Below are 14,461 nucleotides of genomic sequence, written 5' to 3' on the forward strand. Positions count from 1 at the left end.
ATCACCTTTCTATCTTCGGAAGATGCGATGACGCCGGCACGATGGCTGGCGGCGTGAAGGCGGTCACCGCAGGAACGGGCCCCTCGAATGCGACGACCTCGACCAAGGTCGTGTTACAGATCGGCGCCTGCGCAAGGCGAGAGGAGCCGTGATCAAGTGTCAGGACATTGGGATTGCCGTGCTTCTCGAGCGAACCCGCGATCTTTGGATCGGCGGGATCGTACCAGGCTCCGGTTGGCAGCTGCACCACGCCTTGCGACACCGCATCCGTCAGCACGGCACCGGCAAGACAAGCGCCGCGGTCGTTGAACACTTTGACGACATCGCCGTTCCGGATTCCGCGTATCGCCGCGTCCGACGGATGGAGGCGCAGCGGTGCGCGATCCGCTACCTTGCCGGCCCGGCTGACCGAGCCCTGGTCATACTGGCTGTGCAGTTTCTCGGCCGGCTGCGGCGACAGAAGGTGCAAGGGATAGCGCACCGTAAGCGGGCTCCCCAGCCACTCCGCCGGCTCGTGCCAAATGGCATGGCCGGGGCAGTCGTCGTAACCGAACGAGGCGATGCGCTTCGAGAATAGTTCAATTCGCCCGGAAGGGGTCGCGAGAGCATGGCGCACCGGGTCCTCGCGAAACGAACCGAGCAAGATGTGGGAGGTGGTGCGGCGCTTGGCTTCCGCATGCCCGCGCTGCCAGAACTCTGTGAATTCCGGCAAGGCGATCTCGTGAGCGGCCGCGGCCGATCGCGCCTCGGCGTACATGTTCCGGATCCATTCGGTCGCATCACGGCCGCCGGTGAATGCCTCCTCGATGCCGAGACGGGCGGCGAGTCCCGCAAAAATCGCGAAATCGTCACGCGCCTCACCCATCGGCGCGATCAGCTGCTTCATAGCGATCACCACATTTTCGCGGTTCGAAAAGGCGAGATCGTTGCGCTCAAGTGGCGTCGTGACCGGGAGCACGATGTCGGCGTGGCGGGCGGTCGCGGTCCAGTACGGCTCGTTAACGATAATCGTCTGGGGTCGCTGCCAGGCTTCGACGAGGCGATTGAGATCCTGGTGATGATGAAAGGGATTCCCGCCGGCCCAATAGACCAATCGGATATCCGGATAAGTCAGAACCTCGCCGTTGAATTCGAGGTGGCCGCCGGGATCGAGCAGCAAGTCGGTCAACCGCGCGACCGGAATAAAGCTAGTGACCGGGTTTTTTCCCTGCGGGAACGCCGGCCAGCGAAATCCGAGCTCCGCCCGTCCCATGCCATTTGTCGACGAATACCCGAAGCCGAAACCGCCACCCGGCAATCCGATTTGGCCCAGCAGCGCAGCCAACGTTACCGCCATCCAGTAAGGCTGTTCCCCGTGGTCGGCCCGCTGGATCGCCCAATTGACGGCGATCATGGTACGCTTGGCAGCCATCTCTCGCGCCAGCGCGATGATCCGGTTCGCATCCAGGCCGGAGAGCGAGGCAGCCCAACGGGCTGTCTTCGGTACGCCATCATTCTCGCCCAACACGTAGGCGCGGACGGTATCGAAACCAACGCAGTAGCGTTCTACAAAGCCGGAATCATGCAGCCCCTCGGTGATCAGGACATGGGCAAGTCCCAGCATAACGGCAACATCGCTGTTGGGACGCAGTGACAGCCATTCGCTTGCTACACGATCCGGACCATCGTCGCGCACCGGCGATACGGTGATGAAGCGCACCCCACGCTTGCCCGCCCGGCTGATGGCTTCGGTCGCCTCATGTCGGGCCGGTCCACCTGCCTGCACCTGGGTGTTGCGGCGCGGCAGTCCGCCAAATGCAACGACGAGCTCGCTATGCTCGACGATTCCGTCCCACGTCGAATGGTTGCCGACGAGACCGTCCATGCTTCCTATGATGTGCGGAAGAATGACCTCACCCGCAGCCGACGAGTAAGTCAAAACCGAACCGGTGCAGCCGCCAATCGAATTAAGGAAGCGATGGATCTGACTCTGGGCATGATGGAATCGGCCCGCGCTTGCCCAGCCGTAAGAGCCACCATAAATCGCCGAGTTTCCGTATCGGCTACGAATTCCGTCGAGCTCGGCCGCGACGAGCGCCTGCGCATCGTCCCAGGAGACTTCGACAAAGGGATCTGCACCACGTCGACCGCAAGGGCGCGATCGATCTCCCTCCAGCCATGCCCGACGTACGGCCGGACGCGCCACGCGGAGCGGCCCATCGACGGACCCGATCAGCGACTGGCCGATGGGAGATGGATCCGGATCGCCGCTCCAAGGTTCCACGCCGGTCAATCGACCGTCGTCAGTACGCAGTACATACGCACCCCAATGCGTGGCCGTCAGTGTCTTGCGAGAAGCGCCGGATCGCATATCGGTTCAATCAAGCTGCGCCGTGATGCCGAGACCGGCATCGCGCGCCTTGATCCGAGCCGCGGAATAGCCGGCGCTGGCGTGACGCAGGATGCCGAGCCCGGTATCGTTGTCCATGACCCGAGCCAACCGGGCAGCGGCATCCGGCGTGCCCGTAGCGATTGTCGTCACGCCGGCCGACTGGCCCCAATTGCCCAGTGCCTGGATGGCGACAAGATCCGCTCCTGACGCGCAATTCAGCAACCCGTTGAGGATTGGCCAGTCGGAGATGGCATCCGAGCCATCAGCCATATTTTCCGTCTCGCGATGCGGCAGCGTGGCCGAACCGGAGTCCAGATGATCGCGGGTAAACGCGATCGGTCCATCGAGCTCGCCGTTTGCCACCATCTCGTTGACGGCGAGCGCAAGGACGCGCCGCTCGCCGTAGCCAAGCCAGCCAATGCGGGCGGGCAAGCCGGTGAAGCGCACATGTTCGCGCGCGGTCCGGATCCAGCTCGAGATGCGGTGATCGGCAGGAAAGAGACGCAGAATCAAATCATCGATGCGATGGATATCATCAGGGTTTCCCGATGGCGCGATCCAGCGGAATGGCCCAATGCCCTCGCAGAAAAGCGGACGGATAAACAGTTCGACGAAGGAACGGAATCCGAATGCATTCTTGAGGCCGCCCTCCCGGGCAAACTTACGCAGATTGTTGCCATACTCAAAAACCAGCGATCCGCGCTCCTGCAAGGTCAGCATAGCTGAAACGTGATCGACAAGGGTCGCGTACGCCCGCGCCTTCAACTCTTCGGGGGCGCTACGGCGCAGGGCGGCCGTCTCCTCAACGCTCATGCCCACGGGCACATAGCCGTTGACGGGATCAGCGATGGTTTGATCGGTGACGATGTCGGGTGTAATGCCGCGAACCGCGAGCGCGGCCAGTACGGTCGCGATGTTGGCGACGAGTCCGACGGAGACGCCCTTCCCTTCCACTTGTGCTTCAGCGCACCATCGCAGCGCCTCATCGAGGTCGCGGGTCATGCGTTGACAGTAGCCGGTATCGACCCGGCGGCGGATGCGCGTCTCGTCGACCTCTACAACCAGGGTCGCCGCGCCGGCGAGCTGTCCCGCCAACGGCTGCGCCCCGCTCATGCCGCCACATCCGGCGGTCACGATCAACCGTCCGGCAAGCGAGCCGCCGAAGTGCATCCGGGCGGCGGTCATGAACGTCTCGTACGTGCCCTGCAGGATGCCCTGGGTGCCGATGTACTGCCACGCGGCAGCCGTCATCCCGGGCATGATGGTGAGACCCTTTCGCTCCAGGGTACGGAAATCGTCGTCACCGGCCCAGCCGCCGACAACATTTCCGTTGGCCATCAGCACGAGCGGCGTGGTGCCCTGGGAGGGAAAAAGTCCGACCGGTCGCCCGGATTGCATCACCAGCGTCTGGTTTTCTTCGAGCACCTTGAGGGCCGCGACCGCTTGATGAAACGCGTCCCAATCCCGCGCCGCCTTGGCCCATGACATATAAACTATGAGGTCGGCCGGATTCTCCGCGTTTTCCAAATTATTCTCGAGCAGGCGCAGGATCGTTTCCTGGCGCCAACCCTTGCAGCGCAGTTCGGGACCTCGCCCGGCAAGAACCTGATGGACCGTCACGACGTCACTCCTCTCGCGCCAGTTACCGGGCGGGCGCACTGCAGAAAAGCATCGTCCGCATCGATGCGCAGAAGCGCCTCGAACAGCAGGGCCGCGCCGTTGGAGCAATCCTCCGCGGCGGTCCATTCTTCGGGGCAATGGCTGCGGCCATCGCGGCTAGGGACGAACACCATGGCCGCAGGCGCAATCTGCGCCATGAATGCAGCATCGTGGCCGGCGCCACTCGCCATGTCGGCAGTCGAGAGTTCGAGTTCGGCAGCGGCTGCGACGAGGTGACGATGCACGCGTGCGTCGCATGGCGCCGGCTCCGAGAGGGAGATCAACCGGAACGCGCTACGCTCGACATTTGCTGCCTTCGCCGCAGAGCGGCTCAGCGCGTCGAGTTCGTCGGTAAACTCGGACAGCCACGATCCGTTCTCCGCCCGCCCCTCTACGACGAGCCGCGCGCGAGCCGGTACCACGTTCGAAGCATTGGGTTCGATATCGAGACAGCCGGTCGTGGCAATGAAATAACCCTCATTACGCACTGCGTAGGATTCTCCAATACGGCGCACTGCCGTCACTATTTCGCTGGCCGCAATCAGCGTGTCTCGTCGCAAGTGGAACGGCGTCGTCCCGGCATGATCGGCCGCTCCCGTGAACTCGATCTCGATGCGCGCGATCCCGACGATGCCGGTGACCAGGCCGACATTGGTGCCGCCGGATTCCAGCACGCGGCCCTGCTCGATGTGCAGTTCGAGATATGCCGCAATGTCGCTACGCCGGGCGCCCGCGAGAGCCGAGGGTTCAGCGCCCATGCGCGCCATCGCCGCTGCCAGCGTCTCGCCCGAGGCATTCTTGAAATCCAGCATGGGGTCATTCAGCAGACCGGACATCGCGCGGCTGCCGATACAGGACAACCCGTAGTCGCTCGGTTCCTCCCCGAGGAAATCGACGATCTCGATCGGATGCCGCGGAACGATCCCCCGATCGCGCAGCATGCGTATGACCTCGAGGCCTGCGAGGACACCGAGCATGCCGTCGAAACGCCCGCCGGAAGGAACCGTGTCTGAATGCGAGCCGATCAGCAGTGCCGGCAGTGAAGGATCGCGCCCTTGCATCCGGCCAATCATGTTCGCGCCGGTGTCGAGCCGCACCGCAAGGCCCGCTTCGGAAAACCGATTGGCAAGCCAACGCCGCCCCTCGACAAAACGATGGGTGAAGCAGCGCCGCGTATATGGCCGACCCGGATCGGTGATCGTACCTAACGCCATCAGATCCTGCCAAAGGCGGTCGGCATCGACGGATCTGTTCTGGCTTGGCGGCAGCTTTCTCTGCGACGAGTCTTGATCCATCGTCAGACTCCAGGGACCAGAGGCTCGTATCCCGATAGCGCTTCAAAGCGCGTGAGCCAGCCGCAGATGGCAGGCCATTGCGCGAGATCATAGCCGCCTTCCGCAGACAGCCGAATATACGGGTAAAGACCAAAATCGGCGACACTCGGCATATCGCCGTGCAACCAGCCGTGCTCGCCGAACGCCCGTTCAAGGGGAGCAAGGGCTGCTTCGCCGACCTCCCGGTAATGGGCAATAACATCAGCCTTCGCCTCGCTCTGTCCCGTCATTGCGTAGAAGCGCGGAAAGGCCAGGAAACGCATCAAGTCGGCTTGTTCATAGAACAGCCAAGCGGTCACCTTCGCGCGTTCCACAGGATCAGACGGAATGAGTGACGTACCCTCGGCAAAATAGAGCAGGATGGCTGCGGATTCCGTGAGGTGACAGCCGTCCTCCAGCTCGACCACTGGTATCCTCTGGAACCGGTTACGGGCCGTGAAGTCCGGCGTCTTGTGCGAGCCCTCCGCGAGATTCAAGGTCTTGCGCTGAAAGGGAACGCCGAGGTGTCGGAGCAGAAGCCGCACCTTCCAGGAATTGCCGGAGAGCCTGCTGTCATAAAGCTTGATCATGTTGGCGCCGCTTCGCATCGGGAGACCAGAAAGGAATGGAGATCGAGACCGAGCGCCTGCTCGACCTCGGCAAAAACGGCGGGATCGAGCGCGCCTTTGCCGAGCGGGAAGCCCGACCGGTGGGCGGTGACGATCGACACCGGACTTCCCTTAGGGAGTTGCGCGATCGCGATCGGATCGCCCGTCGCCGGATCCGTCGAACCGATCATGTCCGGGAAGGTCGCGACGCGAATACCGCCACGATCAGCGGTCATGAACTCGTTAAAGACGCCGAGCACGACTTCTGCGGATCCGTCCGACACGACGAGCCGGCCGACATCGTAGCCGTCTCGATAGACAACACTATTCTCGGTCACTTCGCCGGTGATCAACACTTCGCCACCCATGAATGCCGCCGCTGCGGCGGTACGGGCAGGTCCGGGCTCTGCCGCCAGCATCGACCGGCCGAGATCGATCTGGAACGATATGGCTCCGACCGCCCCATTCGCGCCGACGAAGGCGACCGGATAGGGGCCGCGCGCCGAAGCGACGAGACCACCACCAACGATAGCGGCATGACGCATCACCTGCGACGTGCGCACGAGATTTCCTTCGGCAACGACGGAGAGCCGCGTGCCGGTATCGGCATAGCCAGCTTGGGCAACCTGAACGATCGAGACATCGGGTCGCGAAGCCAGACCCATCCCACCCATCTGGACGGTGGGATGGCCCCGCCCGTTTGCTGCGGCATCGACGTAGGGAATGCCGAGCGCGGCCGCGACGAGCCAGGCATTGAACCCCGGCACGTGACCGCAGATAACGCCGACCGCAGGCCGGCCAAGTTTTGCCACGACCGCCTGCGCAGCATCGACGTGATCGCGCAGCACCAGTTCGGGCTTGGCGAAGCCCGGGGCGCCGACGGAGGTCGAGGCAATGATGACGCCGTCCAGCGGCAGTTCATCGATCGAAACCAGGGCGACATCGCCAAGACCGAGCGCGACTTCGGCTGCCACATCGTGTCGCTCGAGCGAACGGGCGACGCCGCTTCCACCGGCCGAGAGCAATAGCCCCCCGATCATGGCCGGAGCGACATCCATCTTTGTCAGCTTGCGTTTCATGTCATGCCTTTGAACGATGCGTCTCTGGAGCGGCGATTGGAGTTGAAGCAAGATCGCGTGGCGCTCCGAGGTGGGAAGACATCTCGCGCGCTTCCCGCACCAGCAAGGCGCCAGCACGCTGCACCACCGCATCGTCCATCCGATAGCTCGGACCGGTCACGCTGAGCGCCGCGACGATCTGGCCGTCTGCGCCAAACACCGGAGCCGCCAGCGCCGTCACATCAGGCTCGATGGTGACGCGGGTCGTACTATAGCCCTCTCGTCCGGAGCGTCCGTTGATCGCGGCACCGATGGCGGTCCCTGCGATTGGTACGGCGCGCCCGATCCACGACCCGTGGCGGATCGAATGCTGGCTCAGCACCTGACGAAGATAGAGCACCTGGTCGCCTGCAACCGGGATGCCGAGATTGGCGGTTTCGCCCGTCTGCTTTGCCAACCGTTCGAGATGCAGGGCCGACAGATCGTAAAGGTCAACGCCGTGGAGCGCGACGACGCCTATCCTTAGGAGACGGCCACCGGGCATGTACCGCCCATCTGGAAGGCGACGGACGAAATCGATTGTCTCCAGGGTCCCAAGCAGACGCGAAACAGTGCTGATCGGGAGGTCGACGGCGCGGGCGGCCTCGCTCAACGTCAAAGTCGTCTGTTCCGGACTAAAGCAACCGAGCAATTCGAAGGCTCGCTCCACCGCTCGGACTGTCGTGCGATCCTGAGCCTTCGGCTCGATCTCGTCGTTTGCTGTTCCTGCGATCGTCATGACGATCTTTGCTCCACATTCGCTTCGACCTGGTTGCGGACGGCCTGTCCGCCGTCAAGGCCAATATAGGTCTGGAAGAATGTGTCATCGGCGCGGATCATTTCAGGCGTTCCAGCCTTGACGACGCGTCCCGAGGCCAACACGACCACAGCATCAGCGACCTCGAGCGCACGGTCGGTATTCTGCTCGACCAAGACGATGGCTATTCCCTCGCGCTTGAGCCGAACGATGGTCTCCATGCAGAGGTCGATGATCTTGGGCATCAGTCCGAGGGACAGCTCATCGATGAGGAGGACTTTTGGCGACACCATCAGGGCCCGGCCGATCGCGAGCATCTGTTGCTCGCCACCGGACATTGAGCCGGCGATCTGACGACGCCGCTCGGCAAGCCGCGGAAACAACGCATAGGCTCGCTCGCGCGCCTGCCGCGCCGCCGGTTTTGTCCGGGTATAGCCGCCGACGGTGAGGTTTTCATCAACGGTCATATCGGCAAAGAGCCGGCGGCCTTCCGGCACCACAGCCATTCCCAGCCGCGCACGATGCCGCGGTCCAAGCCGGGTGACGTCGACGCCGTCAAGCATGATCGAGCCACCCGTGATACGCACGTGTCCCATCGTAGCCATGATCGTCGAGGTCTTGCCCGCGCCGTTCGAACCGACGAGGGCGAGGATCTCGCCGGCCTTGACCGATAGGCACACCTGCGAGGCGGCCACCACCGAGCCGTAGGTGCAGGTGAGATCTTCAATCTCCAGCATCGTCAGCGCCTCCGAGATAGGCCGCCCGAACATCGGCGCGCTGCATCACCGCCGTCGGCGCGCCAACGGCAAGCAGTCGGCCCTTGTCTAGCATGGCGAGACGATCGACGATCCGCAGCACTTCGACGAGCCTGTGTTCCACCAGGACGATGGTGATCCCGTCGCGGTTCAGCTCGGTGATCACATCACTCAGGCGGCTCGCCTCGTTTTGGTTGAGTCCTGCGAGCGGCTCGTCGAGCAGTAGAAGCTGCGGGTCAAGCGCCAGCGCGCGTGCGACCTCGAGGCGTTTCAATTGGCCGAGCGGCAAGGTGCCCGCAAGCCGTCTCGCGACATCGGCGATACCCACGCGTTCCAACAGCTGCATGGCTCGCCTTTCGGCAGCGACGCGGCTGACGTGCAGAAAGGCGCGAAGCGGCGACCTGGTGAAACCGTGGCCGGCAGCAAGCATCACGTTCTCGACGGCTGTCATCGCGCGAAATGGCCGGACAATCTGATGCGTCACTGCAAGGCCGGCGCGTGCACGACGATCTACCGAACGATGCGTGACATCGACATCCCCGAGCAGGATCTGGCCCTCATGCGGCCGCAGGATGCCGGTGAGTAGGCGCAGGAACGTCGTCTTGCCGGCGCCGTTGGGGCCGATCAACCCCAGCAGTTCGCCCTTTGAAACCGTTAGCGCGACGTCCTGGACGGCCTTGATGCCACCGAACGAGATGGTGACGCCGCGCGCTTCGAGAATGGCCGTCATGCGCGGGCCTTTCTCAAATTGCCGAGCCTTGCGGGAACCAGCCTCGACAGCATGCCGAACAGGCCGGCCGGGCTAAATCGCATCACCATCAGCAGCGCAAGGCCGAACAGGAATTGCCGGTATTCACCAGCAAAACGAAATATCTCGGGAAGTAGCGTCAGGGCGACGGCGCCAAGCAGGACTCCCCAGGTCGACCCAATGCCGCCGATGACCACCATGGCCAGGATGGACACCGAAACCAGGAAGCTGAACGTGTCCGGCGTGATAAATCGCGCATAGTAGCAGTAGATGGCGCCAGCCAGTCCCGAAAGCGCGCTGCCGATGAAGAAAGCTGCGAGCTTGTAGTGCGGCACCGGGACCGCAAGCGCGCGGGCGGCGCCCTCGTCTTCGGCGATTGAGGCGAAGGCGAAGCCGAGCCAACTCGCCTTCATGTAGATGCTGAGTGCGACTGTCGCAGCAACCAATCCAACGACCAGCAGCGCATAACCTTGCGGACCGAGGCCGCTTGGGGGAATGCCGGTGAGTCCCACTTCGCCACCGAACAACGCGCTCTTGCGGACCAGACCGAGGAACAGGAAGCCGACAGCCATCGTCGTGATGGCCAGGAAATCTTCCCGGACGCGCAGCGAGACGAGGCCGACGACGAGGCCGAAGACACCCGCTGTCAGCGCCCCCAACGGTAGCGTAAGCCAGAACGGCAGGCCGGCGAGCGCCATCAACGCCGCCGCGTAAGCGCCGATTCCATAGAACGCCGCCTGCCCCAAGCTGATCTGACCGCAGAAACCGGCAATGATATTGAGCCCGAGCGCAAGGATGGCATTGACGCCGATTAGCGGAACGAGGCTGACGAGATACCCGTTCATGCCGCGATCCTTTTCGCCAGACCCTCGGGGCGGAACATCAGGATCGCAATGAGGCAGAGAGCAGCGATGGCGTCGCGGTCGACGCCGCCGCTAAGGTACACCGTGCCGTACGACTCGATCACACCGAGCAGCAGACTTCCGATCAGCGCGCCGCGCATGCTGCCAAGACCACCCAACACGATGATTGCGAGAGTCTTGTAGCTGACAATCGTACCCATGCCTGGTTCGGCATAATTGTTGAGCAGCGCAATGAGGACGCCGGCGAGGCCAGCGAAGGCCGAACCAATGGCAAAATTCAGATAACGGACTTGCGCCACGCTCACGCCGAAGCTGGTGGCCATTTGCGGATTACCAAGGGTCGCGCGCCATGCAGCTCCCGTGCGGCTGAACGCAACAAAGGCCGCAAAGGCGGAGAGGCTGGCAACGGATCCAACAAACATCGCCAGCTGAAGCACGCCGATGCTCAGCCCGCCGATCGTTACGGTCATGTAGACATACGGATTTTCGTTGAAGGCGATGCCCTGGTTGCCGAACACGATTCGAAACAGGTCTTCCAGCAAGATCAGCAATCCGACCGAGGCGATCAGGGGCACCAGCGGGGGTCGATCCAGCAGCGGCGCATAGACCAGGCGGTAGATAGCAATTCCCGCCAGCACCGCGGCGAGGATCGCCGCGGGAAACGCAATCCAGAGCGATCCGGTGGCGTTGGCGGTGATAACGCCGACATAGGCACCGAGGGTGAACACCGCGGCATGTGCGATGTGAAGCACCCTCAGAAGGCCGTAGATCAAAGTCAACCCAAGGGCCATCAGGGCATACATGCTGCCGTAGATCAGACCCTGGACCGCCAGTTCAACGTAATACATGTCTTCACTTGCCTTCAGTGGCCGCGTGCCCAGGCAATTTCCTGGTTGATCTCTGACTGCCCGAGCCTACGGTCGGATCGACATCATTTGTCCGGCCTTTTGCCGGCTGCCGGCACGGAAGCAACTAGTTCGCGATGTTCGCCACGAAGACGAACTTGCCATTCTTGACCATGATCACCGGGCTTGGCAGTTGTCCGTCCCGATCGGCATTGAAAGCCTGCAAGGTGCCATAGAAGTGCGGGAAGTTGGTCGTGGCCGCGAGCGCTTCGCGAACCTTGGTACGGTCGATCGACCCAGCGCGCTTTGCGGCATCCTGAAGCAGCATGAAAGCTGAATAGACCGCCGACGCGACGCCGGTAGCTTCAGCTCCACCACGCTCGGTCAACCGCGTCATGAACGACTTGTACTTCGGATTGGGGTTGTCGCGATTCATGCCGTTGATAACATAGATGCCGTTAGCTGCCGCGCCGGCGATCGAGATCAGTTCCTGCGATTCGAAACCCTGCGTGCCGACGATCGGGGCAGTCACGCCGGCTGCACGGAGCTGGATGGCCAGCGGGGCGCCATGGAAGAAATATCCGGCGACGTAGATCACGTCGGGATTATCACGCTTCACGCTCGCAACGATCGGACCGAACTGACGGTCCTTCATGCCGAACGTGTAGGCGCCGACGATTTCGAGGCCCAGCTTCTCGGCTGCTGGTTTGAAGCCGCTCAGGGCAGTTTGGCCGTGGTCGTTGTCAACGGAGACAACTGACACGCGCTTGAGTTTCAAATCCTCGACGATGAAGCGCGCTGCGGCCGCACCCTGCGGAGGTCCGATCTTGAACGGACGAAAAACATAAGGGCCGGCTGCGGTGATGGCCGGATGGGTGGCGTATGCCGCGATATAAGGGACCGATCCTTCCTGAAAGACCGTCGCGGCTGCCCGGGTCGGCTCTGAGTAGGTTCCCGAAACGGCGAAACTAACGCCATCCTGGGCAATGAGCTTGTTGGCAATCGCGATGGATTGAGCGGGCTGAGCCTGGTCGTCGTACGACACCAGGACCACCTTCTCCCCGGCGAGCCCGCCGGTTGCATTGATATCCTCCACCGCAAGCTGAGCCGCGACACTGGCCGACTTGCCATCGGCAGCCGCAAAGCCGGTTAGCGGCGCGTGGAACCCGACCTTGACTTCGGCCTGGGCCGGGCTTCCCGCGGCCACAGCAAAAATCGCGGCGCCGATCAGCAACGCAATTCCGAAACGGGCCATCTGACTCATCCTCTCTAGCTTTCGGCGAACTCCACCCGCGGTTCCCGCCGGCGGCTCCAAAGACATATTCCCATCTAGTGGATACTACTTTCATCAAGCGGAAATGCATGTCAAGTATTGTGTAATGAGCAGGCACGATGAAATTTTCGGCACATTCAACAAACCTGCTGTTCGCCGAGCGCAAGAGTTTCGCTTGCCGGGGGTAGATGAGCTGATTGGCGGCCGCGACCGCAAAGGCGCTTGAGCGGCCGGCGCGTTCCGCGCCCGCTCGGCCCAATTTGGATCGGCAAGGATCCCTCGAAGGCTAGCCTTGGAGAACCTCGCGTGCTGACGTCGAACACGTCGACACAGCATCCACGATCGGCGCAAGCAGCGCCGTCGAGTTCATGCGGCGTGCCGGCGCGTTCCTCAAAAAGCCAAAGCCATCCCGTCGATTAGACCGGGACGATGAGTGAGTTATAACGAAAGTGGTTGCGGGGACATGCAACCATCTCAAATTGCTCTTTAAGGCAGCGGCCTGTACGGGTGGATCGGTCGGCCGATCCGTTGGCAATATTAGAATCGAAACGCCAGGGCGCCTGATCACGCTCGCCTTGCCCTGGGAGCGGTCGCGGGTTCGAGCCAGAGGTCCGCTACATTGCGATTCCCACTATTTCGGGCAATGCCGGTTACTGCGGCATCAGGGGTGCGCTTTCCAAGGACGCAATATTCGAAGCCCGTCGGGAGATGGACGTTAACTATTTCGGGGTGCTGCGCATGGCCCATGCCTTCGCACCGGCACTTGCTGCCAACGGAGGCGGAGCGATCGTCAACATAGTCTCATTCCTTGCGCTGGCCACCCTGCCTCTGATGGGGACGTACTGCGCATCGAAGTCGGCCGAACTTGCACTGTCACGCAGCCTCACGCAGAGCTGGCGGCGAACAAGACCGCAGTTTTGGCAAGCCTGCCCGTTCAAGTCGACACGCCCATGGCGTCGTGGACGGACCAGCCTAAAGTCTCACCCCGAGACGTTGCGGCCGAGACGCTTGCCGCACTGGAGGCCGAAGAAATCGAGTCTTTCCTGGCCGGCTGTCTCGCGATGCCGCAGCGTCCTTTGCGGCGGATCCAAAGTCGGTGGAAGCGTTCCTCGCGTCGATGCTTCCGGCCGCGGCATAGCGCGAAGCCGCCGCCGGTCGCCAACGGATCGTCAGTTCACGAGTATCCTCCCAAGAGTGGGTGTCGTGCAACGACAGGAGCACCGGAGCGGCGCACCCAGTTGTGCAACCCGTCCCAGTTCAAGTTCTCCAGGAGAAGCAAGTTGAACATTGATCTTTCAGGCAAAGTCGCCCTCGTCACCGGGTCTACCGAGGGCATCGGATTCGCGATCGCCCGCGGACTTCACGATGCCGGCGCAGAAGTGATCATCAATGGCCGCTCCAAGCAGAAGGTCGATGCAGCGGTGGCGCGCCTTGGTGGCCGGGCGCGCGGGCATGCGCTTGACCTCGCGAGCGCCGACGGGTGTAGGGCATTGATCCAGGCCGAGCCCGCGCCGGATATTGTTGTCAGCAATCTCGGCATCTTTCAGCCCCTCGATTTCTTCGAAACTGACGATGCGACTTGGGATCGCCACTGGCAGGTCAACGTCATGGCCGGCGTGCGTCTGGCCCGCGCCTACCTTCCGAAAATGGCTACCAAGTCATGGGGGCGGTTCATCTTCCTCGGTTCGGAATCCGCCTTCAACATTCCCGTCGAGATGATCCACTACGGCGTGAGCAAGACCGCCGACGTGGCTGTCGCGCGTGGTCTTGCCAAGCGCACGGCTGGCACAGGAGTGACGGTGAACTCCGTGCTGCCTGGCCCGACCATGTCGGAAGGCGCCGCCGAGATGCTCAAGGGGCATGTCACGGCCGAGCGATCCTTCGAAGAGGTTGGCACCGACTTCGTCAAAACGCATCGGCCCACCTCCATCATCCAGCGGCCGGCAACGGTCGACGAAGTCGCGAACATGGTGGTCTACGTCGCGTCCTCCCTTGCGTCCGCCACAACCGGTGCTGCGCTGAGGGTCGATGGCGGCGTCGTGGACTCGCTCGTCTAGCGCACACTCGAAATGCGTCCCGCCGAATTATCCGGCCTTCAATCGTTGAAGAACATCAGGCCAAGGGACGCCGATCAACGTCGCGCGGATCGCTCATCGACGATGAGCCCCACAA

Annotated in this window: 12 protein-coding genes; 1 reads left to right on the forward strand and 11 read right to left on the reverse strand. The window is 62.6% G+C overall.

The window, feature by feature from the left end:
• Nucleotide 1: 1 nt before the first annotated feature.
• The 11 genes from GWG65_RS31145 to GWG65_RS31195 all read right to left on the reverse strand — a co-directional run bounded on the left by GWG65_RS31145 (nucleotide 2) and on the right by GWG65_RS31195 (nucleotide 12,250).
• Entirely contained in the window at nucleotides 2-2,350 is a 2,349-nt protein-coding gene (locus GWG65_RS31145; RefSeq protein ID WP_275199304.1) for a molybdopterin-dependent oxidoreductase, read from the reverse strand.
• A 6-nt stretch (nucleotides 2,351-2,356) separates the two neighbouring features.
• Complete coding sequence (locus GWG65_RS31150) at nucleotides 2,357-3,991, reverse strand: urocanate hydratase (RefSeq protein ID WP_275199305.1); 1,635 nt, start codon at nucleotides 3,989-3,991, stop codon at nucleotides 2,357-2,359.
• Nucleotides 3,988-5,325 (reverse strand): Zn-dependent hydrolase, encoded by a 1,338-nt coding sequence (locus tag GWG65_RS31155; RefSeq protein ID WP_275199306.1) that lies wholly within the window; start codon nucleotides 5,323-5,325, stop codon nucleotides 3,988-3,990. The genes GWG65_RS31150 and GWG65_RS31155 overlap by 4 nt, the downstream gene beginning before the upstream one ends.
• A 2-nt stretch (nucleotides 5,326-5,327) precedes the next feature.
• Complete coding sequence (locus tag GWG65_RS31160; protein WP_275199307.1) at nucleotides 5,328-5,933, reverse strand: glutathione S-transferase family protein; 606 nt, start codon at nucleotides 5,931-5,933, stop codon at nucleotides 5,328-5,330.
• Entirely contained in the window at nucleotides 5,930-7,030 is a 1,101-nt protein-coding gene (locus GWG65_RS31165; protein ID WP_275199308.1) for a DUF917 family protein, read from the reverse strand. Before GWG65_RS31165 ends, GWG65_RS31160 begins: the two co-directional genes overlap by 4 nt.
• Before the next feature lies 1 nt (nucleotide 7,031).
• On the reverse strand, nucleotides 7,032-7,787 hold the full coding sequence (locus GWG65_RS31170; RefSeq protein WP_275199309.1) for an IclR family transcriptional regulator: 756 nt from the start codon (nucleotides 7,785-7,787) through the stop codon (nucleotides 7,032-7,034).
• Nucleotides 7,784-8,542, reverse strand: coding sequence for an ABC transporter ATP-binding protein (locus tag GWG65_RS31175; RefSeq protein ID WP_275199310.1), 759 nt, complete (start codon nucleotides 8,540-8,542; stop codon nucleotides 7,784-7,786). Before GWG65_RS31175 ends, GWG65_RS31170 begins: the two co-directional genes overlap by 4 nt.
• Nucleotides 8,529-9,290 carry an ATP-binding cassette domain-containing protein gene (locus tag GWG65_RS31180; RefSeq protein ID WP_275199311.1) on the reverse strand — a complete coding sequence of 254 codons (762 nt, stop codon included), beginning with the start codon at nucleotides 9,288-9,290 and terminating at the stop codon, nucleotides 8,529-8,531. The genes GWG65_RS31175 and GWG65_RS31180 overlap by 14 nt, the downstream gene beginning before the upstream one ends.
• Nucleotides 9,287-10,153, reverse strand: a complete 867-nt coding sequence (locus tag GWG65_RS31185; RefSeq protein WP_275199312.1) for a branched-chain amino acid ABC transporter permease — start codon at nucleotides 10,151-10,153, stop codon at nucleotides 9,287-9,289. The genes GWG65_RS31180 and GWG65_RS31185 overlap by 4 nt, the downstream gene beginning before the upstream one ends.
• Nucleotides 10,150-11,019 (reverse strand): branched-chain amino acid ABC transporter permease, encoded by an 870-nt coding sequence (locus tag GWG65_RS31190; protein ID WP_275199313.1) that lies wholly within the window; start codon nucleotides 11,017-11,019, stop codon nucleotides 10,150-10,152. Before GWG65_RS31190 ends, GWG65_RS31185 begins: the two co-directional genes overlap by 4 nt.
• 124 nt (nucleotides 11,020-11,143) lie before the next feature.
• Nucleotides 11,144-12,250, reverse strand: coding sequence for an ABC transporter substrate-binding protein (locus GWG65_RS31195; RefSeq protein WP_275199314.1), 1,107 nt, complete (start codon nucleotides 12,248-12,250; stop codon nucleotides 11,144-11,146).
• Nucleotides 12,251-13,569: 1,319 nt separating this feature from the next.
• On the opposite strand from GWG65_RS31195, the gene GWG65_RS31200 reads away from it, so the two are divergent.
• Entirely contained in the window at nucleotides 13,570-14,346 is a 777-nt protein-coding gene (locus GWG65_RS31200; RefSeq protein ID WP_275199315.1) for an SDR family oxidoreductase, read from the forward strand.
• Nucleotides 14,347-14,461 lie beyond the last annotated feature (115 nt).

The organism is Bradyrhizobium sp. CSA207, assembly GCF_029051685.1.
Classification (GTDB): Bacteria; Pseudomonadota; Alphaproteobacteria; order Rhizobiales; family Xanthobacteraceae; genus Bradyrhizobium.

Bases quoted from the DNA above. Each gene is read 5' to 3' on its own strand.
- GWG65_RS31165 (WP_275199308.1), bottom strand. From the start codon at position 7,030: ATGAAACGCAAGCTGACAAAGATGGATGTCGCTCCGGCCATGATCGGG.
- GWG65_RS31145 (WP_275199304.1), bottom strand. From the start codon at position 2,350: ATGCGATCCGGCGCTTCTCGCAAGACACTGACGGCCACGCATTGGGGT.
- GWG65_RS31170 (WP_275199309.1), bottom strand. From the start codon at position 7,787: ATGACGATCGCAGGAACAGCAAACGACGAGATCGAGCCGAAGGCTCAG.
- GWG65_RS31160 (WP_275199307.1), bottom strand. From the start codon at position 5,933: ATGATCAAGCTTTATGACAGCAGGCTCTCCGGCAATTCCTGGAAGGTG.
- GWG65_RS31175 (WP_275199310.1), bottom strand. From the start codon at position 8,542: ATGCTGGAGATTGAAGATCTCACCTGCACCTACGGCTCGGTGGTGGCC.
- GWG65_RS31185 (WP_275199312.1), bottom strand. From the start codon at position 10,153: ATGAACGGGTATCTCGTCAGCCTCGTTCCGCTAATCGGCGTCAATGCC.
- GWG65_RS31155 (WP_275199306.1), bottom strand. From the start codon at position 5,325: ATGGATCAAGACTCGTCGCAGAGAAAGCTGCCGCCAAGCCAGAACAGA.
- GWG65_RS31190 (WP_275199313.1), bottom strand. From the start codon at position 11,019: ATGTATTACGTTGAACTGGCGGTCCAGGGTCTGATCTACGGCAGCATG.
- GWG65_RS31180 (WP_275199311.1), bottom strand. From the start codon at position 9,290: ATGACGGCCATTCTCGAAGCGCGCGGCGTCACCATCTCGTTCGGTGGC.